The following is a 26,271-nucleotide window of genomic DNA, read 5'->3' on the forward strand; positions in this document are numbered from 1 at the left end:
CAAGAAACTAAATGTTCTTTATAATGGTATAGTAATATATGTTCGTGAAATTAGTACTATGTTTTCTAAAATTGAAAAAGGCAAACTTATCGAAAGGTAAGGACGCAAAGCTACGAGTCTAAAATCCACTAGGATAATGATAGTCGGGTTGCCAAGAATAACCACAAACGATTATTTGGCTATCCCTATCTATGTCTGGGATAGCTTTTTGCTTTGGACATCAGTAGAAAATAATAATGTTTAGCAGACTGAGGAAAGGGAGACAAAAGATGATTGTAGTAGACAAAAAGAAGTATAAAATGGCAATTAACGAAAGCTCGAACGAAATTCATGTTCAGGTCCATGGGTTGATGAGAGAGGGAGACGTAGAGGAATATATGATTGATTTACAGGAAACGATTAATAAAGTATCAAGAAGAGATTATACCTTTGTTGTTGATGCTACTCACCAAACACCAGTCCCATCAAAGGTTGTACCACAGCTGGAACAAACGATGCAATTCTACTCTAGCTTAGGTTTTAAGGATGTTCTTGTAGTAAAACCTTCGTCTAAGATTGCCCAAGTGCAGATTAGAAATGCCTTAGAAAGAATTGATTTCGCAGGTACGTTTATTGATCGTGTATCTCATTCTATGTAAAGTTTGGTTTCGATATTAAGGGGATTTTTAATTTAAATTGAAAGGGAGTCATAAAGTGCAAAAGGTACAAGCATTATATGAATATGAAATTATAACAAAGGAACAAACAGCTTTGATTGATAAGGCTGCTGATTGTCTTGCAAGCTCATTTATTGGAGTAGATATAGCAGGTAAATGGGTTCAAGAGCCAATGGTAGGTCAATTAAAAATAGGCTACGAAGATTTCTATCAGTTTACGAAGGATTATATAGATTCAACTGTGGAGCAAGGCTATTGTGCAGTTGCTCTAGATCGTAATCAAAATGTGGTCGGTGTACTTGCTGGAGACACAAATGCACCAGAAATTATTGGAGAAGATGTATTTGAAGGTTCCTTTTCTGATATGAATGTTATTCTACATGTTCTGGAAGATGTAGATAAACGTTTCATGGCAGATTATAAAGAACGCACTGGAAAAGAAATGAAGGATGAAGAGATGCTGCATTTATTCATGTTAGGAGTAACAGCTGAACATGAACGTCATGAAGTTATTAAACAATTGGGAAATATATTAATAACGAAGGCATCTTCACAAGGTTTGAAGGCTGTGTTAGCAGAAGCGACAAATCCTAAGTCCATACGTGTGATGGAGAAATATCATAATATGGAGAAATATAAAGATATAGAAGGAAATTATATTGTTCATAAATATGAAGAGAATAGTAGATTAAATGGTATTTCTTCAACGATAGCTGACGGCACTTATATACTTATTAAAGAGCTTTAACATTTTCATTCTGTCTAATTAAATTTATAAATAGGAGAGTAATTTATTATGGAAGCTATATTGTTAGCTATTATTGTTATCTTATTGGGAACAACAGTGTATTTTGCTTACCGATATTTTGCGCTAAAGCATCATCCATATATCAATAAAGAAATCATAAATGGGATGAAAGAAATAGCAGCAGGTAATAGAAGCAGCAAAGTAGAAGGGACAAGCTCTTATCATGTGACATACAATCAACTAATTGTATTTTTAGATCGTGTAAGAGAAAAGTTTTTTTCCTTTTCCAAAAATGTACATACAAAAGGTGAAAATCTAGCTGAAATCGGTGAAAATGCCATGGAGAAGGCGGATATTGTCAGAGCTGCAATTGATGAGGTAGGAAGAGGGCTACAAAAACAATTAGTCGCTACAGAGGAAAGCGCCCTATCGATGGAAGAAATGGCTCAGGCAATCGAAGATTTATCGATAAGGTCCAATCAAATTTCAGAACAGTCGAATACAACTTTAGAATTGACGCAAGAAGGAAATGTGAAGTTAAAGGACTCTTTAGGAAAAATGGAGCAATTTAACCAAACAATCAATACAACCTTTCATGCCATTAATAAGCTTGGAGAAAAGTCCCAAGAGATTGGTACAATTGTAAAAGTAATTACAGGAATTTCCGAACAAATTAATTTATTGGCATTAAATGCTGCAATCGAAGCTGCTCGTGCAGGTGAACATGGTAAAGGCTTTGCAGTTGTAGCAGATGAAGTGCGAAAACTGGCTGAACAGTCCCGTCAATCTTCTTCTGAAGTATCTAGTATTGTAAGAAATATCCAAGAAGAAACAGGAATAGTTGTGAAATCAATGCAGCAGGGTACAGAAGAGTTTAAAGACACGAACACGAATATTTTAGAAGTTGGTACGATGTTCGAACAAATTCTCTCGACTACAAAGGTCATTGCTGAAAATAATGAAAATTCTTCTGCGAGTACAGAAGAATTATCCTCGGCTTCTCAACAAATCATGACAACGATTGTTCAGATAGCGACTATTTCGCGAGAATCTGTTGAAATGTTTGAGGAATTAATCGGGATTAGTGATGACGAACTGCAAACCATTCAAAATCTAGTTCAGGAAGCAGAGAATCTTTTAGCGCTGAAAAATGATGTAGACAAACTACTATCTACATGGAATCAACATGCTGAAGATAACAGTAGCATAGCGGTATAAGCTATATAATTGCTTCTCATAGGTTAATCAAATGTGTGAGAAGCTTTCATTTGCAATTGTATAGCGATAACAATAAAAGTATTTTGTAATATTCCTTCGATAATAGCAAACTCATTGAAAGATGGGGACGCAAAGCTGCGGGCCTAAAGAAATAATTTCTATGGCAGCCGGGTTGCCGAAAAGGTTGGATAGTTACTAATGAAGCGATATTTTGCTTTTTTATGTCCTCCTTTGGGTGGACTTTTTTTGATTTGTTTGTCGTAGCAGAAGGAATGGTATTCAAAAGGAAAGGGAGTAGAAATGGCACAACAAGAACAATGGAAATCGAAAATAGGCTTTGTTTTAGCTGCAGCTGGATCAGCGATAGGGTTGGGGGCTATTTGGAAATTTCCTTATGTAGCTGGAACAGGTGGCGGTGGAGCCTTCCTCTTACTCTTTTTAGCATTTACCTTAGTTTTAGGAATGCCCTTATTATTAGGAGAATTTATGATTGGGAGAATGGGACAAAGTAGTCCGATTCAAACATATGGCAAGTTAGCCTTGAATCCGAAGTGGAACTTTATTGGGAAAATCGGTGTTTTTACAAGCTTTTTACTTTTATCGTTCTATAGTGTTGTAGGCGGCTGGATTATTTTATATATTGTAAAGCTTTTGAGCGGTGGCTTAGCTGGATTGACTCAGGATCAGTACGGGGAGCTTTTTGGCGACATTATTTCTAATTCATATTCCACTATTGCAGCACAGCTTGTATTTATGCTTGTTACGATTCTTGTCGTTGCAAAAGGGGTTCAAAAAGGGATTGAGTTAGCAAGCAAGGTGATGATGCCTGCGTTACTTATTTTATTTTTACTATTAGTGATTCGTTCTTTAAGTTTGGATGGAGCAATGGAGGGTGTGAAATTTTTACTTGTACCAGACTTTTCAAAGCTGACATCTGAGAGTATCCTATTTGCCCTTGGGCAAGCATTTTTTACCTTGTCATTAGGTGTTTCGGTTATGCTTACATATGCTTCTTATTTACCTAAGACGCAAAATTTACCTCAATCAGCTGTTTCTATCATTATCTTAAATATTGTTATTGCTTTATTAGCAGGACTAGCTATTTTCCCAGGCGTTTTCTCCTTTGGTATGGAACCGAATGCAGGACCTGTTTTAATCTTCTCGGTTTTACCTGCAGTGTTTGCCCATATGCCTTTTGGGACGCTTTTCTTCTTGGCATTTTTACTACTATTCTTGTTTGCTGCTTTTACTTCTGCTTTCTCCATGATTGAAATTATTGTAGCGGCAGTTACGAAAAATGATGCAAGTAAACGGAAGAAAAGTACTTGGGTAATTGGAATGCTGATTTTTATCGTTGGTGTTCCATCCTGTCTATCTTATGGTGTACTTGCAGATGTCCATATTTTTAATAAGACGATTTTTGACCTGATGGATTACACGGTCAGTAATATCTTAATGCCTTTAGGTGCGTTATTAATTGCGATTTTTGTATCACGAAAAATTCCAAAAGGAGATTTGTTTGCGGAATTAAAGCAAGGATCGAGTGTAGGATACACATTCTTTTCCATCTGTTATTTTCTGTTGAAGTACATCGTTCCCATTGCGATTATCGTCGTTTTTTTAGACGCAGCAGGATTATCGGATTGGATTATCGCTTTGTTTAAATAAAAACTACTTTTAGTAAGAACATCAGGGAGGTCGAACAATGAAGGAAATACAAGAATTGTTTCCTAGTATGGATGGAAATGACTTTCAGCGAGAGGAATTATTGTCCTACTTTAAGACAATTTTAACGAAAATAGATGAATTAAAGGATCCTAACAAACTAACGCTAGGAGAAATGCCGGAATACACAGAGGACTACTATAATCGTGTTATTGAAAAGGCAGATGTTCCGAAAACGGGTGTATCAATGGAGGAAGTGATGCAGAAGCTTCTAAAATTGGTGGAAGGACATCGATATGTAAATAGAAACTATGTGGCCAATGCGGCGCCCCTTCCGAATATTGCTAGTATCATCGGGAATTTAGTAATGGTGCTTATCAATGGGAACAATCTTTGGGATGTAGAAGGTCCGGCGGCGGCTACAGCAGAGGTCGAAGTAACAAGCATGCTGTCCAAGCTAATCGGCTATGATGAAAATCTAAGTGCCGGCTACACAACCTGGGGGGGACAAGGTGCTGTTTTTAATTCTTTACGCCTTGCGATTGCACGTTATGCCCCTTCCTCTAATCAAATGGGTATTCCGAAAAATCTTTATTGCTTCTGTTCAGAGTTATCCCACTACAGCTTGTATAAATCTGTAGAAGCAACGGGGATTGGGGTAGAAAACATGGTTCGTGTGAAAGTGAATCAGGATCATTCTATGAATCTCAAAGATTTAAAAGAAAAAATGGAGCAGGTAATTTCAAATGGCGGTGTTCCACTTTATATTCTTGCAACAATGGGAACAACTGATACATTTGGGATTGATGACATAGGGGCAATGAAGCAGCTAGCGGAAGAGCTAGAACGCAAGCATTGTCTAAGACCAATCTATATTCATGCCGACTCAGCAATGGGAGGAATGTATACCTTCTTTAATGATTACGACTTTGACAGTAACCCACTTCAATTGGAAGACAACGTTAAGGGGGTATTGAAATCCTATCAACAGAAGTTTAAACAGATCAAACTTGCAGATAGTATGGTCTTTGATTTCCATAAGCTAGGACAAACACCGTATATTACGAGTTTATTTTTAATGAAGAACAGAGAGAACTTAATGTATGTCGATTTAGACGAAGAGGAAACGCCCTATGTTGGGAATCGTGGGTATGGAAGCTATCATACAGGCTACACATTAGAATGCTCGCGAATGGGAAGTGCTCTTTCAATCTATGCATCGTTATTAGCATTTGGGATGGAAGGATATCAGAAGCTTCTAGCCAACTATATTCGCGTTAATAGTAAGTTTAGGGAAATGTTAATAAGCGAGATTTCGAATGTAGCAATTACGAATGAAGTTTCGCCGATTACAACATTCCGTTTTTATCCTGAAATTTCTAAATGGAAGGAAGAATCGGGCGGACTTTTAACGGTGGAAGAAATAAACGAAATTAATCAATTTAATGATGAGTTTGCAGAAGTAATTGGTGCCGAACGAGATACGGTTTTCTTTGGAAATACAAAAAAGCAGCGTCTCGTAGAAGCAGCCAATTCAAATAAACGAATACCTGTATATGCACATAAATTTTTCACGATTTCGCCCTATTCAACGATGGAAGAGGTAGATCGTTATGTTGAATTTTTAAGAGAGCATTTTGAGTTTTTCTTGAAAATGAAAAAGGTAGTTGTTCATTAAAAGGGAATATGAGAATTGTTCATGGATATAAAGTAAGATTAAATCCCCCTGCCATAGCAGGAGGATTTTTTACATTGTGAAAACTTTGCTTCTTTTCCGCTGTAAATATCTAGATTAAAAAATGCTGGAAATAATCATTCTCATAAATAGTCGTGCATTTTAACGTAATGTAAAAAATTTACTCTCCCTTTACATAAAATCTCGTTTTTGTTGATAAATCAAACATCCCTCCAAAGAAAATTCTGAATCTTATTAATAATAACTTTACATTCCTCCCCAAAGTAGCTTTATATTTATTTTCTAAAATTTAATTAGTAGAGGAAACAACATTGTTAATAATTCTATCAAAGGAGTGAGGGATTTTTATGCATTTTGCTTCAACGTTAGCTTGGGCTTATCCGGTAGACGAAGTGGTACAGCTTGCCAAGCAGAGCGAATTATCAGGACTGGAGGTTTGGGCAGAGCAGGTATGGTTTCACGGGACAAATCCAGAAAAAATCCGAGAAGCTAATCGAGATCAGTCTATCAACCTGACTATGCATGCCGCAAGCTGGGATTTGAACATCTGTTCTTTAGAAAAAGAGATAAGAGAAAGCTCTGTAAGGCAAATTCAGCATTCCATTAAGCTAGCAGATGAGATAGGTGCAGACTCTATAACATTCCACCCGGGGCGGTTGACGCTTCCCCAAATGAAACAGGAAATATATGAAACTTTAATGATGGAATCTATTTTTACATTAATAGAAACAGCGAAACGGTATAAGAAAACCCTTAGCATAGAGTTGATGGAGATAAAAGCAAAGGAATTTGTGACAAGTCCTGATACGATGAATCGATTGATAGCAGATTTTTTACCGGAACTTAAAACAACCTTTGATGTTGCTCATATTTCGGAGGACGTTCCTCAGCATGTCTTTGCCGAATTAATAAATGTGGACAAAATTCATATTAGTGATAATTCTAAAAGTCAGCTACATGTTCCTCTTGGTACGGGTATACTTGATCGCAATATGCTGAAAGAATTTTTTTCTATCTCTTCTATCCCTGTTGTAGTCGAGGGTTTCGATCCATCGGAAAGCTTGAACTGGTGGAAGCATAATCTTCACTATTTAAAAAGCCTGGAAATGATGAAAGGGGTGCCTCAATGAAGATTTTGGTGACAAACGATGATGGCATTTTTGCTCCCGGTCTTCAGGCGCTTGTTGAAGTGTTGCAGCATTTTGCTGATGTTTATGTGTCCTGTCCAGATCAGGAAAGAAGTGCAGTCAGTCACTCGATAACCTTAAGAGTACCTTTAAAAGCAAAGCCGCTTCCTCTTTTTCCTGGTGTAAAAGGCTGTTGGGCAGTTAATGGGACACCAGCAGATTGTGTGAAGCTGGGGATTGAAGTGCTTATGAAGAATCCACCTGACCTTGTTATCTCGGGAATAAATCATGGACCAAATCTGGGTCGTGATCTTTATTATTCAGGAACAATGGCTGGGGCTGTAGAAGGATTGCTTTATGGCATTCCTGCTGTGGCAGTATCATTAAATGCCTTTTCTGACATGGACATTAATTATGAAAAGGTAAAAAGGCTATTTTATCCTATTGTGGAGGTGCTTCTACAGAACAAGATTCCAAAGGGGGTTTTCTTGAACGTGAACTTGCCTTATTTATCTAGGGAAATGTGTAAGGGAGTCCGCACTGTTCCCCTTGATATGAAGGTTGCCCGCTATTCCTATGTAGGCTTGAATGATCCCCATGGACAAGTCTATTACTGGTTGAAGGATCAGCTACATAATATGAAAGATTTTGAGAAAGATAGTGATTACTTTTTACTAAGAAATGGGTTTGTCACTGTATCACCGATTGAGTTTAGAACGTTTCATAAAAGAAAACAAGAACAAATTGAAAGATGGTTTTCCCATTTAAATTTTGCAAGTACAGATGAGGAGGAAATAGATTATGCGTAAATGGATGCTTGTTTTAATAATTGGAATATTGATGGCTTTTGCTGCAGGTTGCGGTAGTAAGGAAAGCAGTGAGACAAGTAATGCTTCAGAAGATACTAATATTACAGAGGCGAAGGTAGAAGGAGCTCTTCATTTTTATACTTCTCAGCCAGATGCAGATGCGGCCAAATTGGTAGAAGCGTTTCAGGCTAAATATCCTGATGTAAAGGTGGAAACCTTCCGTTCAGGTACAGAGGAAGTAATTTCAAAAATTAAAGCGGAAAAAATGGCTGGGAAGATTCAGGCAGATGTACTGCTGGTTGCAGATGCTGTAACGTTCGAAAGCTTAAAGGAAGAGGATATGCTTCAAGCATATGAAACAGGAGAAGCAGCTGAAATCCCTACAGAGCTTATTGATCCAGATCATACTTACTTTGGAACAAAGGTCATGGCTACTGGCCTAGTTGTAAATACAGAAAATGTAAAAGAAATGCCTACGAGCTGGAATGCGCTGACTTCTAAAGAGGCAAAAGGGAAAATTATTATGCCAAGCCCGTTATATTCTGGTGCTGCTGCTTACAATTTAGGCGTGTTTACTCGTCAAGATACCTTTGGCTGGGATTTCTACAAAAATATTGCTGCAAACGATGTAACAGTAACTAAAGGGAATGGAGATGTGCTTAAAGGAGTTGCTGGCGGAGAAGAAGACTATGGAATGATTGTTGACTATCTTGTTACACGTGCTAAGGCAGAAGGATCTCCAGTTGAGCTTGTTTATCCTGAAGAGGGTGTGCCAGTTATTACGGAACCAATTGGAATCATGAAGGATGCTCAAAATCTAGAGGCAGCAAAGGCTTTTGTTGATTTCGTTCTTTCTGAAGAGGGGCAAAAGCTTGCTGCAGAGCTAGGTTATACTCCAATTCGCAAAGGGGTAGAAGCTCCTGAAGGACTAAAAACGATTGATGAAATAAAGGTAATTTCGGCAAATGTGCAGGAATTGTATAAGACAAGAGATGCTGATAAAAAGGAATTTGAAACAGTTATCAGCGAATAGAACACTTTTTAAGAAGGAGTGGACAGAATGGACTCGCAGGTTCAGCGTTCAGAAAGGAAAACGGAAGCTTTATCTCCGTTCTCCTTTTCTTATTTTACCCGTAATTGGTGGGGCGTCCCCGGTTTTCTATTGCTTATCTTTGTATTTTTGCTTCCTGTATGTCGTCTCGTTTGGCTGAGTGTATCCTCAGGGGGAGAAGTCGGCCTCATGCTTTATCAGGAAGTACTGTTAGAAAAGGCAACCTGGAGGACGATTCAAAATACCATTATTATAACGATTTCCAGTACATTGCTTTCCTTAGTTTTAGGAGTAGGGCTTGCCTTTACAATGGCTTATGTAAATATCCGGGCAAAAAAATGGCTGCAATTGCTTATCTTTTTACCGTTTTTAATCCCCTCCTATATATCAACACTTGCTTGGGTTCAGTTTTTTGGAGGAAATGGTCCCATTCAGTTTCTATTTAATGAGTCCATTAATTTGTACAGCATGGGAGGAATCATTTTTGTACTTGGGCTTTCTCATTATCCTCTTGTTTATTTGATGAGTGTGGAGGTATTTCGTCGTATTCCGAGAGAGCTGAAATATGCTGCCAGCACTTCCGGAGCATCTGGTGGAGTTGTTTTTCGAAAAGTTATTTTTCCAATGGCACTGCCAGGAATCGCTAGTGGCGGTATTCTTGCTTTTCTGTCTAATATTGATAACTTTGGCATTCCGGCTTTCCTTGGTATTCCTGCAAATATTCGCGTATTAAGTACTTATATTTATGAACAGATCATTGGATATGGACCATCTGCCTTTTCCAGAGCAGCTGTACTTTCGGTTATTCTTGGCGTGATTGCGCTAATTGGTACTGTAGTTCAGTGGGCAATAATTAGAAAAAGCAATGTAAGTGAAACAACTGCAAGAGATACAGAGCCAAGATATTATCTCACGAGAGGCTGGAGGAATGTAGCAGAGCTTGCATTATGGGTCTTCTTATTGCTCACAACCCTTGTGCCGTTGATTGTTATGGCTTCTACCTCCTTTATCAGGGCATATGGATTATCGCTTTCATGGGAAAATCTTTCTTTGAAAAATTACCGCTACCTGCTATTTGAAGATGCTAAAACCGGTTCAGCAATAGGAAATAGTGTAACCCTCGCACTTGCTACTATGTTGATCTGTATGGTTATTGGAACAGCGATTGCCTATATTCGCTTTAAAAAGCCATCCTTTTTTGTGAAGGCTTCGGAAATCATTGTCACCATTCCGTATGCTTTGCCAGGAACGGTATTTGCTTTGGCTATTATTTTAATGTGGCTTCAGCCGTTCCCAGGCTTTCAACCAGGAGTTTATGGAACGATATGGATTTTACTGATTGCTTATATAACCCGTTTTACCGTGCTGCAAATGCGAGGAAGCCTGACTGCCTTTTCGCAAATAGATCCTTCTATGGAGGAAGCAGCAAGAACCTCGGGAGCAAGGGCCTATGTTAAATGGAAAAGCATTCTTTTTCCGCTGCTTTTGCCGGGAGTATTAAGTGGTGCCGCTCTTGTGTTTTTGACTGCCCTTACGGAGCTTACTGTTTCAAGTCTATTATGGTCAAGCGGCTCTGAAACGATTGGTGTTGTCATCTTTAGTTTTGAGCAAGCTGGATACTCCACTTATTCCACTGCATTTTCAACATTAATCGTAACAGCTGTAATAACAATGGGGATTCTGTTTGTTCTATTCGAAAAAATATGGAAGAAGAAGGTGATGATGAGTGATTCGAATTGATGGGTTAAAAAAGAATTATGGCAATTATACAGCTCTAGAGAATATTGATTTGGAACTATTGAACGGAGAATTTATCGCTATTCTTGGTCCTTCTGGATGCGGGAAGACGACATTGCTACGGCTTTTGGCAGGATTTATGAAACCAACAGAAGGAACAATCTCCATAGACGATGAAATAGCAGCAAGCTCCAGTAAACTCGTACCACCTGAAAAAAGGAATATTAGTATGGTGTTTCAATCCTTTGCATTATGGCCACATATGACAGTAGAAGAGCATATTCGATTTCCGCTTAAGCATCATCGATTTGGCAAAACAAATGCCAAGGAGGAGCAGGCAATAAGAGTTACGGAGGCATTGGAAATGGTCGGTCTTTCTCATTTAAAAGATCGTTACCCCGCTGAACTTTCTGGAGGTCAAAAACAACGTGTTGCACTAGCGCGCGCCATCGTTCCAAAGCCGTCTCTTCTCTTGATGGATGAGCCGTTAAGTGCGCTTGATGCCGAGCTTCGCATGGAAATGAGAAAAGAGATAGGCGCGATTCACCGGAAATTGGGAACAACGATCATTTACGTTACTCATGATCAAGGGGAGGCACTGGCAATGGCAGATAGAATTGTCGTGATGAACCATGGAAAGATAGAACAGATAGGTACACCTGAAAGTATTTATAATGCTCCGCAATCAGTATTTGTGTCTACTTTTGTTGGGAAAAGCAATCTAATAAAAGGGCAGTGGGTGGATGAGGATAGATTTATTCCAGCAGAGTTCCCGGCGGTATCTTGGTCAGACATAGGAATTTCAAAGGACATAAAAGCCCAAAATCTTTATCCCGTTCGTCCTGAGCAATGGAAGCTTGGCGAGGTGGAAAAGAATCAGATGACAGGGATTGTTCAATTTGCCCAATTCCAAGGGAATGAAATTCATTATAGTATTCAGTCAGGTGAAGAGACAATTAATGTTTATGCTTCTGTTTTTGAAAAAAGGTTCCTCCCAGGTGACTCTGTTTCATTAAAAATTTATACTGGCACAGCCCAAAAAGCTGTTTTAGTAGGTAGCAGGTAGGGAGGAAATAGAATGATTGATTTACATATTCACTCTGAATACTCAGATGGTTCCTGGACCCCTCGTGAGATAGTAGAAGATAGTATAAAAAAGGGAATAAAAATCATTTCGATTACCGATCATGATGTTTTAGCTGGATATGAAGAGGCAATATCCCATAATGTTAATAGCTTGAAAATTATTCCGGGCATCGAACTAAATACAGATGGTCTTTTAGGAGAACTTCATATTTTAGGCTACAACTTTGATCCAGAGAATCCAAGCTTAAGAGAACATGTCTCTTGGAGAGTGGCAGATCGGTTGCAATGGGGAAAAAGAATTGTAGCAAAATTAAAGACGCTTGGATTTAACATTTCTTTTGAAAATTGCCTTGCACGTGTGGGAAAGGGAGTTCTTGTTAGAACACATATTGCAGATGAGTTAGTGGAAGCAGGATACTTTCACAGCAGTAAACAGGCGTATGAAGAACTTTTAAAAAAGGGGAAACCTGGCTTTGAGGAAAGAGGAAGTTTTTCCGCAGTGGATGCCATTAAGCTAATCCATGAGGCTGGTGGTCTTGCCTTTCTTGCTCATCCTGGAATTTATAAGCATGAATTTAATGTTCAGCACTTGATCGATTCTGGATTGGATGGAATCGAAGTCTATCACTCCAAACATTCTAAGGAGGACCAAGACTGTTGGAGAAGATTAGCGGTCGAAAGGAATCTTCTTATTTCTGGAGGAAGTGATTTTCATGGTCCAGAATCACGAAATCCTTTTCCGATTGGGAGTGTGGAGATAGAAGATCCTCAGATTCTAGTGCGGTTTGGTAATATGGTTCCTTAGCATCTAGATAAATTATAGTGTTGTTTATAGAGAAATTTAATTGCATTTTAGTGAAGCTTTGCTTTAAATAAAAGTAAAGCTTTTTACGTTTTTTAGGAAGAACACTTTTGGAACATTCTATTTGCATTTGCAATAATTTATAGAAAAGGAACGGTGGACAAATGGCATTATTAAAACTAAATGAATTAAAAAAAGAACTTAAGACTTTGGAACAAAAAGAACTAATGCAGTTAATTTCAGATTTGTATAAAGTCAATAAAGATGTCCAGCAATACTTATCTAATAGGTTTAAAGGAGAAGAAGCTATTAAAGATTTATATGAAAAAACAAAAAAAATAGTAGAGAATGAATTCTTTCCAAATCGCGGTTTTGCGAAAATGCGATTGGGAGTTGCAAGAGATGCAATTTCAAATTTTAAGAAACTTTCCTCTGATGACGGTAAAACAATAGATTTGATGCTTTACTATGTTGAAACTGGAACAAAATTTACCAATACATACGGTGATATAGAGGAAAAATTCTATAATAGTATGGTTTCAATGTATAACAAAGTAGTGAATGAATGCAATAAGAGCGAGGAATTTTACAACATTTTTAAAGATCGTCTTTATTTGATTGTCAGTGAAACAGATGGAATTGGATGGGGATATCATGATGATATTTGTGCTATTTATTATTCTTTAGATTGGTTGGAAGAGGATGAATGAGATGGAATAAGAATAAGTAATCTATTTAAAAGGCTGTTTTCGTAAAGTTTGTTACTATGAATCCACTTCGCTTACCATAGGGAGTCAAAAATTCAGCATTTCTAATTAATTTATTTTTTTCTATTGAAAAAGCAACACTCATTTAGAAAAAATCCATTTAAAAAGAACCGCGTATTTTTGAATGAAATATTTTGAAAGTTGCCACTAACTTAAAGTTAAGTGGCATATTTAAACATCTTTATATCAAGTAACATTTCAGTATCACTAGTTACGTGAAATATTCTAGTTTAGCATCAGGAAAGAATTTTTTCATATAGGAATAAAGATGATTTTTAATATCTTCTTCTTCCTCTTTTTGATAAATATATTTTCCAATCCCATATTTCCCCCATTTATACCTTCGTTTTTCTTCATCTAGCTCTAACTTTGTCATCGGATAATTTTTTTGAATGACTCTTTTAGCTGGTTTAGTAAAACGGTGCTGGATAAATTCGAATGTTAAATCCTTTTTTGCTTCAGCTGGCAACTCAGCGTCTAGACGTTCGAACATGTGAAGGTATCCTTCTTCCCATCCTTCGTGGAGATAAATTGGTGCCACAATAAACCCAAGGGGATATCCAGCTCTTGCAACTTTTCCCGCAGCTTCGATTCTTTTGGCTAGAGGAGAGGTCCCAGGCTCAAAATGCTTGATGACATAATCAGCATTTACACTAAACCGAAAGCGGGTTTTTCCATTATGTTTGGCATCAAGTAAGTGATCAACCTGATGAAACTTTGTTACAAACCTCAATTTTCCGTACTCCGATTCTCCAAAATGTTCAATTGCACGTTTAAGGGTATGGGTTAAATGATCAATGCCGACAATATCGGATGTACAGGATGCTTCGAATCGAGTAAATTCTGGAGCGCGCTCTTGCATGTATTTATCGGCAGCTTCTAAAATTTCGTCAACATTTACATACGTACGAATGTAAGGCTTACTTCCCATTGTTGTTTGCAAATAGCAATAGTGACAATGCCCCATACAACCGGTAGCAAAAGGAATAGCGTATTCAGCAGAAGGCTTGGAGGTGTCGAATTTGAGCGTCTTGCGAATACCGACGACAAGGGTTGATTTTGCTACACGGTAACGCTGGAAATCATTGTCTCCAGGAAGGTTTCTAACTTGATTATGGGAAGTAGTGTGCCGAATTTCTACATCCGTTTTTTCAAACTTTTCAAGTAGCTCTTTTCCTAATGGATAGTTTAGTGCATCTGGTTCAAAATAAACTAGCTTCGGTGTAAATGGTTTAATCATTCCAATCTCCCTTCCGAAACATCTCCATAATAGTAATAGTAAGCTTGCTGAGCTTCTTCTTCTGTAGTATATACAGCAACCTCGTTAGATAGAGGATAGTAATTTTCGTATAAAAATAAAGATAATTGATTGGAATCTTCCGGATTTTTAACTATAGCAGCAGCTTGAATATTAGCTACATCTTGGGTATGTGGGTTTCTGTAAAATACATAGACGATGTCTCCGGCTTGAAAAGTTTGGTTTTCGTTATACAGTGTCATTCACTCACTTTCTACATTCAATCTATTAAGATTTTTCACCTTGGATTCTTTAAGTATGTATTACTTTTTTTGGAAGTGATGGGAAGTGAAATCCGCTTATAATCGTTCTATTTTTGCTCATAATAATGCTGATGTACACTATGACAAAAAGGAGCGTTTAAGAAATGGAAGCTAGAAATTCAATAGAAACTACACTGTTAACGTATAAAAAAGGGCTTGGTGATTTTACTGGGAAGATGCCTGAATTTGCAAGTAGATTTAATGCTTTTACAGAAGCGTGTTTTGGAGAAGGAGCTTTATCTCAAAAACAAAAGCAATTAATTGCTTTAGGAATCAGCCTTCACGCACAGGATGAGTACTGTATTATTTATCATACAAAGGGATGTTTGGATCAAGGCTGTTCAGAACAGGAAATCTTAGAAGCTGTGGGCGTAACTGCTGCATTTGGAGGAGGAGCAACTATGAGCCAAGGGGTTACACTGGTTCAAGAATGCATTCAGGAATTAAATCGATTAGAACATTAATAGAAGTTTTTATTTTAAATCTTTCCTAGCAATTATATAAAGTAGGAGTGAAAATAATTATGACATATCATGAGATAGAAAAGCAGGCTGTAAATATTATCTCTAGTCATCGAACAGGGATACTTTCATCTGTTGAAGATAACAAACCTCATTCTCGATACATGACGTTTTACAATAAGGGGCTAACATTGTATACACCAACTCAGATGGATACAGAAAAGATAGAGGAGATAGAGAAAAATCCATATGTTTCTGTATTATTAGGATATGAGGAAAAGGGACAAAGCGATGCCTATGTTGAAATTTCCGGGACTTCTGCTATTAATGATTCAAAGACACTGAAAAAACAATTTTGGGATGAGTCGTTTAATCAATGGTTTAACGGTCCAGAAGATCCAAATTATGTCTTTCTTCAGATACAGCCAGAAGTGGTTCGGATTTTAAACATGGAAGGCGAACAAACACAAGAGTTATCTTTAAAAAATTAGTTACCTCCATACGGAACTCTTCTTTCCCTTACTTAAGCAGGAAAGAAGAGCCATCTATAATCTCAACATCACTTCGTAGTTTTATTTCTTCCATTAGTTTAAAAAGTGCCTCATCTTTCTGTTTTGCTTCAATCATACAGTCGATTTGGCTTATGCTTCCGTTAATTCTTTTTAGGAAATCGAAGTACATATTTATATCTATATAATCGGCATGATGACGAAAATGCTTTTCACTTTTTGGGCTCGAAATATGCATTTTAATGGGTAGAGGAGATTCTCTCCATGTCTGGATGACCCTATCCCAGTTTTCTTCCCAATTCGGATTATTATGATGGTGAGCAAGATGATGGTGATAATCAAATACAAGCGGAATTCCTAATTTTTCACATAAGTAAAGTGTATCATGCAAAGGGAAGGATGTATCATCATTTTCAAGCATAATCATGTTTTGAATGGATTTTGGGACTAGCATCCAATTATCAATAAAGCGTTCTAAAGACTCTTCCGTTTCCTTATAATTTCCTCCAACATGCATGACACATCGATGAGTTGTATCTATGCCCATTCCCTTCAATAATAAATAGTGCAATTTTAACGAGTTAATCGAGTTTTTCAAAACATGCTTCTGAGTAGAATTAAGGAGAACAAAGTGATCAGGATGAAAATCGATTCTAATTTTATGCTTTCTTGCAAATGCCCCTATTTCACCTAAAGGTTCCTTTAATGGTTTCATATAATCCCAATCAAGAAGTTCTTGATGGTTTGCCAACGGAATAAGCCTTGAAGTTAAACGATAAAAATGTATATCGGAAGCTGCAGTGTGCCTTAAAAGACGAAGGGTATTCTGTAGATTCAGAAAGGCAATTCGATCTAACTTACGGAGTGCAGCTTCCCGATCATCGATTTTCTAGAATTGAGTATATGTCATCGTTTTTGAAGGGGATGCATTTTTTACTATCATGCTCATTGCAACGTATCCAAGTCGGACAATGGTCAATAGATTACACCTCTTTATCATATAATTACACAAGACATTTTTACCATTCTAGAGTTCCACCAGAAGTCCGTTTAACTCCTCTAATAGATGCTATGTCTTCAATAAGCTTCAACATGGCAAGGTTCTTTTGTTTCGCTTCTATCATAATGTCAAAATCTTGATTAAGATTTTTAGCCACTTTTAAAAAAGGGAGTACAAAATCAAGCGAAACAAAGTCAGCATGAGAACGAAAGGCTTGGTTTGATTTGGGTGAAGAAATATGTACTTTAGGGACTATTTTTTTGTTATTCCATGTGTTGAAAATTCTTTCTAAATAAAGAGATAAATCGATATCTTCTTTATTTGCCATATGATGATGAAAATCAAGAATCATTGGAATGTCTTCCTGTTCACAAGTCATCAGTGTTTCTTTAACATTATACGTTTTATCATCGTTTTCAAGCGTCATATGATTTTTAATTTCATTAGGCAATTGTTTTAAATTTTGATGGAAACGACTTAAAGATGCCTTTTTATCACCGTATGCTCCACCGATATGAATATTAATGATGCTAGTATCGAGTGCATCCATGGCTTTTAACATTTTATAATGAAACTCCATGTCTTTTACTGCGTTTTTGGTCACTTCTTCTCTTGGACTAGTGAAAAGCGTAAATTGATTCGGATGGAAACTAACCCGAAGCTTAAATTGTTTTATTAATTGACCAAGTTCTTGCCACTGCTCTTTAAAAGGAGTGATGAAGTCCCAATTTACTTCAGGATGAGTGGCTAAAGGTACTAAGGAACTTGAGAAGCGATATAACGGGATTTCATTTGCAGCATTATAATAGAGTATTCTTTTGGTATTTTGTAAGTTTTGCGCTGTAACTTCTAGTAGTTTTTCTTCTGCTTCCTGTTTAGGAAGCAGTGAATACCGGGAGAAGGTTAAAGCTTTTGAAGGACTTGCATCCCATAATCCTAATGCATTTGCTACATATCCAAACCTAATTTTCATCTATTTTTTCCTTTCTGTTCAATCCTTATTCCTTTATGTTTCCTTATTCCTTTATGTTTCCTTATTCCTTTAGACTCTATGTGTTGTTTCTAATTGAAATTAACGAAAAAAGTTTTCTTGTGATCACCTTGAATAAAACAAATAGAGTTTTCTCCTTTATCATCTAACATGAGAAACCACTATTTTAATCGCTTATTCTTCTGAGCTTTCACCAAAAGCTTCGGGAATCATCGTAAATCCTTCAATAACGGTATCTTCTTCGACCTCAATCATCAAGTACCGTTTTCCGCTAAATTCGATTTGTTTTACATATCGTAAGTCTGGTGGACTGATTGCGATATTCGCGATTTTTGTGCTGATCTTAATCGACTTTGATGTGAATTTTGGTAAGATATTACTTGCTTTTAACTCGTACTTATCATCATCAATAATCTTTTTGAAGGCAAATTCGACCTTTTCTGGACTGATATCCTCCACACCACTCATTTTTAAGACCTTCTCGACGTCCTTGGAGTCTAGTTTTGGAACTTCTTCCTCTTCATTTTCCACAATCATACGGTTAATTTCCTCATAAACATTGGAAAGAGTAGAGGTGCTTAATTGATCTCCGGTGACGTCTTTAATAATTTCTTCAAACACAATTTTATCATCTTGAGCAGTCATCATTTCTTCGCCGTTGAGCACTTCTTCGATAAATTGGTAATCTGGTTCATGTATCTTGCCTGCAGCATAGAGAATATGGTTAACATCTGCGGCATTGTCTGAAAAGCTAGGGAAAAGAAATCCGCCCATTGGCGCATTAAGATTTATAATGGGATCAACAACAATATTGTATTTAAATTCTTTCTCTACATAATCAAAAAGCAATTCTTTTTTCGGCTCTTGTGTGTTATTGATGCTGCATAAAATGAAAGGATGGGAGAAAACCGTATCTCGTTCACTTTCTTCAGACTCTTCACTGCGGCGTTTCTTCGGCTTTAAATATTCTCCGCGAATGAATGTGATGACAATATCTTTTTCATATTGTCTGCTGTTAAGCATCTTGTCCACCATCTGTAGCATTTGCTCTTTCCAATCTTCTACTTCAGAGCTAAGTAATCCTTTATGTAATATAAGCTGGCTATTATTCTCTGCATCCTGTTGAAATCTTAATTCAAAGAGCTTTTCATCTAAATTACCGGCAAGCAATTTTTTAAAGTTATGTAAAAATAACTCTTGTTGATCTTGGTCAAGCATCCCGAATGGTTGGCTTTGATAATGGAATATATCACTCGATTCTTTCATAACATAGACATTAAACATGTCTGTAATTCTAAGTAGATCGTTGTTCATTTTAAATTGTTTACGAATGTTTGCTATATCTTTTTTGTTCATTCTAAGTACACTCCTAAGTTACTTTGAAAGTAAATGATGGATGTTTTGTTAAGCTTTAGCTATATATATTCACACTCATTTTAATCATTTTTCCATTTTATCATATTTGGTTTCTCTATTATAAGAAAGAAAATAGAGTTCGGGGAAAACAAGTTTGTTTTAATGGGGAGAAAGAGGTCTAGTCAATATTATTCCTCTATGCTTAAATAGGAGATAATCTAAGAAACAGGTGGGGAAACGAAATGAATGAGAAGGATTGCTTACTGCTCCTCTATTTACAGAAGGAGCAAAATATAACGAAAGCAGCGGAACATCTGTTTATGACACAGCCCGCCTTGACCTATCGCATACGGCAACTTGAAAAGGAATTTCAGGTTGAAATCCTTTCTAAAAATGGGAAAAATATAAGACTGACACTAGCTGGCGAATATTTAGTAGAGTATGCAAAAAGAATTCTTAGCGATTTGCGAAAGACGAAAGAATTTCTGCTAAATTTGGAAAATGAACTGATTGGAAGTTTGAAAATTGGTGTGAATAGTCACTTTGGTTTGTACAATTTGCCGTCGATTTTAAAGGATTATATAAAGATGTTTCCGAAAGTCGAATTGAATGTGGATACGGGATTTAGTACGGAAATGATGGATTTACTAGTAGATGGGCAAATTGATGTGGCCATTGTAAGAGGAGATTATAACTGGTCAGATAGGAAATACCTACTTAGCGAAGAAAATGTCTGTATTATTGCAAACGAACCGATTGATGTAAAAAAGCTTCCCCAGCTGCCGATGATTAATAGAAAAGAGCCTAAAGTACTTCTAAAGTATAAGACAAGTCCATATAATCCTTTCGAGCAAAGCGTTGAATATTGGTGGAATCAAAGGTTTATTGAACCACCTATAGTAACGATGCAAGTGGATAGCTATGAAACGTGTAAGGAAATGGTGAAAAAAGGGCTTGGTTATGCGATTATCCCTAGTGTATTTTTAAAGCAGACGGACGATTTATATAATGCTCCGCTTATTTTTAAAAATGGTCAGGAAATGAAAAGAAGAACGTGGATGTATTATAGAGAAGAATCGATGAGTCTCGCGACAGTAGCTGAGTTTGTTCGATATATGAAAAAATTGTAGAAAGAGGATGACTATAAACTGGCACCCATGTCAAGGACACAGTAAAAAAAGAGATTAAGCAGTGAGAAGATGATTCCTATATTGAATAGGGGTCATCTTTTTTAAGTTCCACTGATATCGATAATTGTTATAGTAAACCATGTAATGATTTATTTTTGCCTTTAGTTCTTTTAAGGTTTTACAAGATTGATAGTCCACATCATCTTTTAAATGACCAAAGAATGACTCTTGAGGGGCATTGTCCCAACAGTTTCCTCTTCTAGACATCGATTGGTCTAGACCATATTTTTTTAATAACCTTTGAAATTTTGGGCTCGTATAATGACTTCCTTGATCTGAATGAATAAAGGCATCTTTATGTATAATTACTTTCTTGTTGTTCATCAATTTCTGGATTGTCTTCGTTGCGATATCTAAGGTAATACGGTCAGAAACATGATAAGCTAGGAGTTCGTTTGTGGAAGCATCTTTTACGGTCGACAAATAAGCCATACTATTTCCGTTATATGGCAAATAAGTGATATCCGTTAATAAAACCTTTCCTGGTATACCCTGCTTAAACTCTCTGTTTAGCTTGTTTGGTACGACTTGATGTTCCTTTGTTGCTTTAGCGATTTTTTTATAAGGATTTACTTTTCTATGAGGACAGACTATACTATATTTCTTCATGATTCTTTGTATCTTTTTACGACTAAATATAATGTTATATTCATTCTCCAAGATCATTTTTATGGACCTGGAACCTTTCTTATATCCCCGTCGATTAAAGGCTTCTAGTATGATTTCTTTCGCTTCCAAGTCCAATTGTTCTCTCGCTTCTCGGATAGTATATGCTTGAAGGAAACTATAGTATCCAGAACGGGAAACCTCTAAAAGTTTGCAAAAATACTTAGTCATACGCTTAAAACCATTTTGTTCAATGGTCTCAGAAATTAATTGATATACTCTACTTGGTTCTAGTTTTTTTGTTTCGTTTAGCAGCCTCCTTTCTGTCACTTCTAGCTTTTTTAATAACTCTACCTGACCCTCCAATAGCTTAATTCTAGCTTCTTGCCTTTCAATCACTTCAGACGGCGTAAGTTCTCGCTTTAATGGTCTACCAGAACCGGCTTTTCTTGAGTCTGTGAGTCCGATTAACCCATCCTTTTCATAGGCTTTCTTCCACCTGTATGCGGATTGTTCAATTCGTTTAATTCCTATTACGTCCACATCAAAGTCGTTATCCATGAAGATTTGTCGAGGAAGTTTTCCACCTAGATACTCATCCATAAATCTATTTTTAAATGAATCCGTATAGGTAATAGCTCGCTCGCTGACACTTTGTACATTTGGATTCCTTTTAAGCATTTTTATCTCTTTAGTTGAAAATGTTATCTTACTCATGTTGTCCCCTAATCCCTTTTTAGTAATTTAAGTGAGTTAATTTCATAATTCGAGCTTTTAAAGAAACACAGACTTACAGAATTTTATCTCCTATAAAATTTTTAAGCTGCTTGTTGCTTACTTAACTTACGGTTAATCCTATCTGCTCCTAACTTGGAAGCATTGTAAACAAGCGTTACGAGATCAAAATGGACTTTCGCTCTTTTCCCAGTACGATAACGAACATTATTGAGCTGGAAATAACCTTTAAGATAGGCATTTACTCGCTCAACCGCTGTACGTCGTTTAAAGATGGTTTTCCAAGTTTTTGATCCACGGGCTGGTGCGGTATATCTTCTAAGATCGGTTGTGATTTTTACTTTGTATACTTTCTGGCAAAGACCATCATTCGCTAACGGACAGTCTTTACACTCTTTTGGACGTGTATATTTTAATGTTTCATACTGATGATCAAAGCTATCGTAACGGTAAGAATGCTCTCGAACACATGTAGGGGCGAAGTGCTTATCAAATCCAATAGGTTCGGGTTCATTCCGCTTATTATAAGCAATCACAGATTGATGGCCCATTCGATGAATTTGGGTATAAATCGCCTCAAAATCATAGCCTGCATCCATTGTTTGATAACGTAATGAAGGAAACAAAACGTGTTCGTGAAGTCCTTTTAATAAAGGGATCGCAGCTTTTCCATCATTTAAATTAGCGGAAGATAGAAGAGATTGAAAGATATACTGACTCTTTGTCCCTACAGCTAAATGAGCTTTGTAGCCATACCAAAAAACATTTTTTCCTTGGCTGTTTTTCTTGATTCCCCATTGAGGATCTTGAGGAATTTCAGCTCGAAGTTCATCCAGAGGAATATCTAGTTGTTCTTCTATTTTCTTGTCATAAAGTGGAAGGTTGGCTTCCTGTTCTGCTTTTTCGATAAGCCATTGTTCACGCTCTTCTTTTGATTTACGTCCACGTTTTTTCGGTTCCGATTTTGGCTGTTCTTCCTTTGGAGGTGCTGCATCTTTGGCTAGTACATGCGTGGCATCAATGGCAACCGTGTCATCCTCCACAAAGCCTTCTGAAATGGCTTGATGGAGCAGTGTTCCTTGCACATTTTCAAGAACATCGGATTCACAAAGAACAGTAATCATTCTAGAATAAGCTGCTTCTGAGGGGATAGAGTCTGAAACTAAAAACCCACAGTCGAGACGAAAGATCATGTCATATTTTAACCGTTTCACTAAATCCTTAATAAACGGAATTCGCTCCGTAATTCTAGCGATGAGCGAATAAATCATCGCTGCATAGTTTAGCCCAACAGGCCTTCCAAAACGCGATTTCTTCGTTACCACAGCGAAGATCGGTTCGATGTCAATGGTAGAAAAAACAGCTTCAAACCGTTGGGTAGGTTCTAAATGATATAATTCTTGTAGGTCAAATAGGCTTCCTTGTCGTATAATAGTCATAGGGAGTCTTCCTCCAGTCTTATTAGTTTGTGTAGTGCTTACTAAATTCGACATTTTGGGGAGGTACTCCTTTTTTTGTGTCTCTGAGACCTTGAGACTCTAAGCGTTAAATTTATGAAATTGATTCAAGTATATAAAAAAATACCTGTAGATAAAACACTCTTTTTTCAAGTGTCCTAACTACAGGTACCAGTTTACTATGTGATTCTCTTTTTTTTGTCGTATTTGTATAATTATAAATTTTTGTTTATGTAAAAACAGCTGTAATCCATAAAAAAATTTTATGAATAACTAAAAAAAGCTTGATTTTACTTATTTATATAGGGGTATTACAATGATGAATATACTTATTATCGTTCAGAATATTTCGGAGGTTGTATATTTATGTATTTGGAGAGGGTCGGAGAAAAACAAGCACTTATCGATAAGGTAGATGCGATGGATAACCAATTACGCGAATTAGCATTAAAGATTCATCAGAATCCAGAAGTGAGTTTTCACGAGCATCAAGCGATGAACTGGTTGACAGAACCACTTGAAGAGGCGGGGTTTGTCATAGAAAAAGGGATTGCGACATTAGAAACTTCGTTTAGGGCGACTTGGGAAGGGACACCTGGTGGTCCAACGATTGTGTTACTTGCAGAATATGATGCGTTGGCAGGATTAGGGCATGGCTGTGGACACAATATTATCGGAACCTCAGCTGTAGGTGCGGCAATAGCGCTAAAGGAGACAATACCAAATTTAAAAGGAAAAATCGTTGTTCTTGGAACACCGGCAGAAGAGCTAGGTGGCGGAAAAATTATAATGGTGGAACAAGGTGTTTTTGATCAAGTGGATGCTGCCATGATGTGTCATCCCCATAAGAAATCGATGGTTTTGCGGGGAGGATTGGCTTGTGTAGATGCAACATTTAAATATTATGGCAAGGCAGCCCATGCAGCTGCTAGTCCTGAACAAGGAATCAGTGCATTGGATGCAGTCATCCATACATTTGTTGCTGTTAACTCCTTGCGTCAGTTTTTCAAGGATGATGTGAGAATTCACGGGATTATCACAAAAGGTGGAGAGGCTACAAATGTAGTGCCAGCTTACTGTGAAGCCGAATTTTTACTAAGGGCGGAAAACGTAGAGCAGCTGGAATTAGTTCGAGAAAAAATATATGCTGCTGCTCGCTATTCTGCAGAGGCAGTAGGGGCCGCTTTAGAGATTGAAGAGGGACTTATCTATGCCGAAAGAAACAATAATCATGCCCTTGCCCATTTATTCAAAGACAATTTGGAGCTTTTGGATGAAGAAGTTAGTGATCCTCCTAAAAAAGGCGGAATCGGTTCCTCTGATATTGGCAATGTTGGTCAAGTTACAGCAACCATTCATCCTTATATTAAAATCACGGATTCAGCCAATACACACACTCCAGAGTTTGTTGATGCTGCTGGTTCAGAAGAAGGGATGAAAGGATTAAATAAAGCTGCAAAAGCATTGGCGCTCACAGCGTTTGATATATGCACAAACGAACAATCCCTAAAAGCGATTCGCAGTGAGTTCGAGGAATGGAAAAGAAGCAAACAGCAAGTGAAATAATAGATGAATAAAAAAGTAAAGGGTGAATAGGTTGAAAACGAATAAGCTAGCGTCCAATGTGGCATCTCCAGTAACAAATAAAAAGGGAAAGAAACTTCGAATGCCACATACATTTGTCATCATTTTATGTATGGTGTTATTTGCAGCTTTACTTACTTACATACTCCCGGCAGGAGAATTTGACCGGGTAGAAGATGCAAACTCAGGAAATACAGTAGTAGTACAGGATTCTTACCAACATGTTGAACAAAATCCCATTAGTCTATTTAATCTGCCACTAGCAGTTGTACAAGGTTTGGTAAGTGCAAGCGATACAGTCTTTTTTATCTTTATCGTTGGTGGTGTTTTCCAAATTATCAATTCTACAGGAACGATTGAAGCAGTTGCTGGAAGAGTTGGAAAAACCTTTATGAACCGTGGTCTAGTTATTATTCCAATTTTCTTGACCCTATTTTCATTCGGTGGCTTTACAATCGGGATGTCAGCAGAGGTAATGGCGTTTGTACCTATTGGAATCGCGATTGCTAGAGCATTAGGATATGATGCGTTAACTGGGACAGCCATGGTTATGTTAGGTGCAGCGACAGGTTTTACAGCAGGGTTACTAAATCCTTTTAATGTTGGGATTGCCCAATCAATTGCTGAAATTCCAATGTTTTCAGGAATGTGGCTACGTGCGATTATTTTAGTTGTGTTGCTAATCGCTACTAGTTTTTATATTATACGTTATGCAAAAAAGGTGAAAAAGAATCCATCATCGAGTATTGTTGTCCAGCTTGAAAAAGAAGAAGGGCATAAAAATATCGATATGACTTCATTATCATCCATGAAGGTCAATCACTATTTAACAATCATTGCTATATTAGCAGGATTTGGTCTTCTTATCTGGGGAGTTTCAGAAAAGGGATGGTGGATGCAAGAATTAGCTGCGTTTTTTCTAGCGTTAGGTATTATAGTAGGGTTTCTATCTAAATATGGGCCTAGCAAAATTGCAAGTGAATTTGTGGCAGGAGCAAAAGATATCACTTTTGGTGCCTTTATTGTCGGGTTAGCAAAAGGAATCGTTATTGTTTTAGAGCAAGGACATGTTATTGATTCGGTTGTAAATGGATTAGCGATAATGGTTGACCATCTGCCAAGTTATATTCAGGTTCTCGGCATGTACTTCTTTCAAACGATTATGAACGTCTTTATTACTTCTGGAACAGGACTTGCTGCAACTACAATGCCAATTATGGTTCCATTAGCTGATTTAATTGATGTTACTAGACAAACGGCTGTTCTAGCCTATCAGCTAGGAGATGGGTTATCTAATTGTATCCTGCCTACCTCTGCCATGTTAATGGGAAGCTTAGCGGTGTCAAAAATAAAGTATCAAGAATGGGTAAAGTTTTTCTGGCCATTACTTGTGATATGGCTTGTTATTGGCGGAGTTTTTGTCATCGTCGCAGATATTATTCACTTTTAATGAAGAGGAT

At 37.2% G+C, this 26,271-nt stretch carries 23 protein-coding genes, 1 pseudogene and 2 riboswitches; of the genes and pseudogenes, 17 read left to right on the top strand and 7 right to left on the bottom strand.

Annotated elements, in window-relative coordinates; all coding sequences use genetic code 11:
* Nucleotides 1-69 precede the first annotated feature (69 nt).
* Nucleotides 70-156: riboswitch (cyclic di-GMP riboswitch) on the top strand.
* A 113-nt stretch (nt 157-269) separates the two neighbouring features.
* The 12 genes from AB3U99_RS02500 to AB3U99_RS02555 all read left to right on the top strand — a co-directional run bounded on the left by AB3U99_RS02500 (nt 270) and on the right by AB3U99_RS02555 (nt 13,305).
* Nucleotides 270-638, top strand: a complete 369-nt coding sequence (locus AB3U99_RS02500; protein WP_400245210.1) for a hypothetical protein — start codon at nt 270-272, stop codon at nt 636-638.
* Between the two features lie 55 nt (nt 639-693).
* Nucleotides 694-1,404 (top strand): hypothetical protein, encoded by a 711-nt coding sequence (locus AB3U99_RS02505; protein WP_400245211.1) that lies wholly within the window; start codon nt 694-696, stop codon nt 1,402-1,404.
* Nucleotides 1,405-1,452: 48 nt separating this feature from the next.
* Nucleotides 1,453-2,622 carry a methyl-accepting chemotaxis protein gene (locus AB3U99_RS02510; RefSeq protein ID WP_400245212.1) on the top strand — a complete coding sequence of 390 codons (1,170 nt, stop codon included), beginning with the start codon at nt 1,453-1,455 and terminating at the stop codon, nt 2,620-2,622.
* A gap of 94 nt (nt 2,623-2,716) precedes the next feature.
* A riboswitch (cyclic di-GMP riboswitch) is annotated at nt 2,717-2,802 on the top strand.
* A 120-nt stretch (nt 2,803-2,922) separates the two neighbouring features.
* Nucleotides 2,923-4,290: a sodium-dependent transporter gene (locus AB3U99_RS02515; RefSeq protein ID WP_400245213.1), complete on the top strand. Its 1,368-nt coding sequence runs from the start codon at nt 2,923-2,925 to the stop codon at nt 4,288-4,290.
* Nucleotides 4,291-4,327: 37 nt separating this feature from the next.
* Nucleotides 4,328-5,965: a pyridoxal phosphate-dependent decarboxylase family protein gene (locus tag AB3U99_RS02520; RefSeq protein ID WP_400245214.1), complete on the top strand. Its 1,638-nt coding sequence runs from the start codon at nt 4,328-4,330 to the stop codon at nt 5,963-5,965.
* Nucleotides 5,966-6,330: 365 nt separating this feature from the next.
* On the top strand, nt 6,331-7,113 hold the full coding sequence (locus AB3U99_RS02525; protein ID WP_400245215.1) for a sugar phosphate isomerase/epimerase family protein: 783 nt from the start codon (nt 6,331-6,333) through the stop codon (nt 7,111-7,113).
* On the top strand, nt 7,110-7,919 hold the full coding sequence (gene surE / locus AB3U99_RS02530) for a 5'/3'-nucleotidase SurE (protein WP_400245216.1): 810 nt from the start codon (nt 7,110-7,112) through the stop codon (nt 7,917-7,919). The genes AB3U99_RS02525 and surE overlap by 4 nt, the downstream gene beginning before the upstream one ends.
* Nucleotides 7,912-8,952, top strand: coding sequence for an ABC transporter substrate-binding protein (locus tag AB3U99_RS02535; protein ID WP_400245217.1), 1,041 nt, complete (start codon nt 7,912-7,914; stop codon nt 8,950-8,952). Before surE ends, AB3U99_RS02535 begins: the two co-directional genes overlap by 8 nt.
* Before the next feature lie 27 nt (nt 8,953-8,979).
* Nucleotides 8,980-10,710, top strand: coding sequence for an ABC transporter permease (locus AB3U99_RS02540; RefSeq protein ID WP_400245218.1), 1,731 nt, complete (start codon nt 8,980-8,982; stop codon nt 10,708-10,710).
* The gene (locus AB3U99_RS02545; RefSeq protein ID WP_400245219.1) at nt 10,697-11,773 is read left to right on the top strand and encodes an ABC transporter ATP-binding protein; all 1,077 of its coding nucleotides are present in this window, start codon (nt 10,697-10,699) and stop codon (nt 11,771-11,773) included. The genes AB3U99_RS02540 and AB3U99_RS02545 overlap by 14 nt, the downstream gene beginning before the upstream one ends.
* Before the next feature lie 12 nt (nt 11,774-11,785).
* Nucleotides 11,786-12,598: a PHP domain-containing protein gene (locus AB3U99_RS02550; RefSeq protein WP_400245220.1), complete on the top strand. Its 813-nt coding sequence runs from the start codon at nt 11,786-11,788 to the stop codon at nt 12,596-12,598.
* Between the two features lie 161 nt (nt 12,599-12,759).
* Nucleotides 12,760-13,305 carry a DUF6155 family protein gene (locus AB3U99_RS02555; RefSeq protein WP_400245221.1) on the top strand — a complete coding sequence of 182 codons (546 nt, stop codon included), beginning with the start codon at nt 12,760-12,762 and terminating at the stop codon, nt 13,303-13,305.
* 268 nt (nt 13,306-13,573) lie between these two features.
* Here the strand turns inward: AB3U99_RS02555 and splB are convergent, their stop codons facing one another.
* Both splB and AB3U99_RS02565 read right to left on the bottom strand, forming a co-directional pair.
* Complete coding sequence (splB, locus tag AB3U99_RS02560) at nt 13,574-14,602, bottom strand: spore photoproduct lyase (RefSeq protein ID WP_400245222.1); 1,029 nt, start codon at nt 14,600-14,602, stop codon at nt 13,574-13,576.
* Nucleotides 14,599-14,862 carry a transcriptional regulator SplA domain-containing protein gene (locus tag AB3U99_RS02565; RefSeq protein WP_400245223.1) on the bottom strand — a complete coding sequence of 88 codons (264 nt, stop codon included), beginning with the start codon at nt 14,860-14,862 and terminating at the stop codon, nt 14,599-14,601. The genes splB and AB3U99_RS02565 overlap by 4 nt, the downstream gene beginning before the upstream one ends.
* Before the next feature lie 164 nt (nt 14,863-15,026).
* Here AB3U99_RS02565 and AB3U99_RS02570 point away from each other — a divergent pair, with 164 nt between their 5' ends.
* Nucleotides 15,027-15,386 (top strand): carboxymuconolactone decarboxylase family protein, encoded by a 360-nt coding sequence (locus tag AB3U99_RS02570; protein ID WP_400245224.1) that lies wholly within the window; start codon nt 15,027-15,029, stop codon nt 15,384-15,386.
* A gap of 59 nt (nt 15,387-15,445) precedes the next feature.
* The gene (locus AB3U99_RS02575) at nt 15,446-15,874 is read left to right on the top strand and encodes a pyridoxamine 5'-phosphate oxidase family protein (RefSeq protein ID WP_400245225.1); all 429 of its coding nucleotides are present in this window, start codon (nt 15,446-15,448) and stop codon (nt 15,872-15,874) included.
* 28 nt (nt 15,875-15,902) lie between these two features.
* On the opposite strand, the pseudogene uvsE (AB3U99_RS02580) reads toward AB3U99_RS02575, so the two are convergent.
* From uvsE (AB3U99_RS02580) to AB3U99_RS02590, 3 genes and pseudogenes are all read right to left on the bottom strand, one after another.
* Nucleotides 15,903-16,871: pseudogene (gene uvsE, locus AB3U99_RS02580) on the bottom strand (UV DNA damage repair endonuclease UvsE).
* 40 nt (nt 16,872-16,911) lie between these two features.
* Nucleotides 16,912-17,865 (bottom strand): UV DNA damage repair endonuclease UvsE, encoded by a 954-nt coding sequence (uvsE, locus tag AB3U99_RS02585; protein ID WP_400245226.1) that lies wholly within the window; start codon nt 17,863-17,865, stop codon nt 16,912-16,914.
* Between the two features lie 192 nt (nt 17,866-18,057).
* Complete coding sequence (locus tag AB3U99_RS02590; RefSeq protein ID WP_400245227.1) at nt 18,058-19,239, bottom strand: DUF4317 domain-containing protein; 1,182 nt, start codon at nt 19,237-19,239, stop codon at nt 18,058-18,060.
* Between the two features lie 242 nt (nt 19,240-19,481).
* Between AB3U99_RS02590 and AB3U99_RS02595 the strand changes: the two genes are divergently transcribed.
* Complete coding sequence (locus AB3U99_RS02595) at nt 19,482-20,369, top strand: LysR family transcriptional regulator (protein WP_400245228.1); 888 nt, start codon at nt 19,482-19,484, stop codon at nt 20,367-20,369.
* Nucleotides 20,370-20,423: 54 nt separating this feature from the next.
* Here the strand turns inward: AB3U99_RS02595 and AB3U99_RS02600 are convergent, their stop codons facing one another.
* Nucleotides 20,424-21,752, bottom strand: a complete 1,329-nt coding sequence (locus tag AB3U99_RS02600; RefSeq protein ID WP_400242725.1) for an IS3 family transposase — start codon at nt 21,750-21,752, stop codon at nt 20,424-20,426.
* 101 nt (nt 21,753-21,853) lie between these two features.
* Nucleotides 21,854-23,209: an IS1182 family transposase gene (locus tag AB3U99_RS02605; protein ID WP_400243959.1), complete on the bottom strand. Its 1,356-nt coding sequence runs from the start codon at nt 23,207-23,209 to the stop codon at nt 21,854-21,856.
* 384 nt (nt 23,210-23,593) lie between these two features.
* Between AB3U99_RS02605 and AB3U99_RS02610 the strand changes: the two genes are divergently transcribed.
* Both AB3U99_RS02610 and AB3U99_RS02615 read left to right on the top strand, forming a co-directional pair.
* The gene (locus AB3U99_RS02610) at nt 23,594-24,793 is read left to right on the top strand and encodes a M20 family metallopeptidase (RefSeq protein WP_400245229.1); all 1,200 of its coding nucleotides are present in this window, start codon (nt 23,594-23,596) and stop codon (nt 24,791-24,793) included.
* Nucleotides 24,794-24,824: 31 nt separating this feature from the next.
* Nucleotides 24,825-26,261, top strand: coding sequence for a YfcC family protein (locus tag AB3U99_RS02615; RefSeq protein ID WP_400245230.1), 1,437 nt, complete (start codon nt 24,825-24,827; stop codon nt 26,259-26,261).
* Nucleotides 26,262-26,271 lie beyond the last annotated feature (10 nt).

It is taken from the genome of Niallia tiangongensis (genome assembly GCF_044704065.1).
GTDB lineage: Bacteria > Bacillota > Bacilli > Bacillales > Cytobacillaceae > Niallia > Niallia tiangongensis.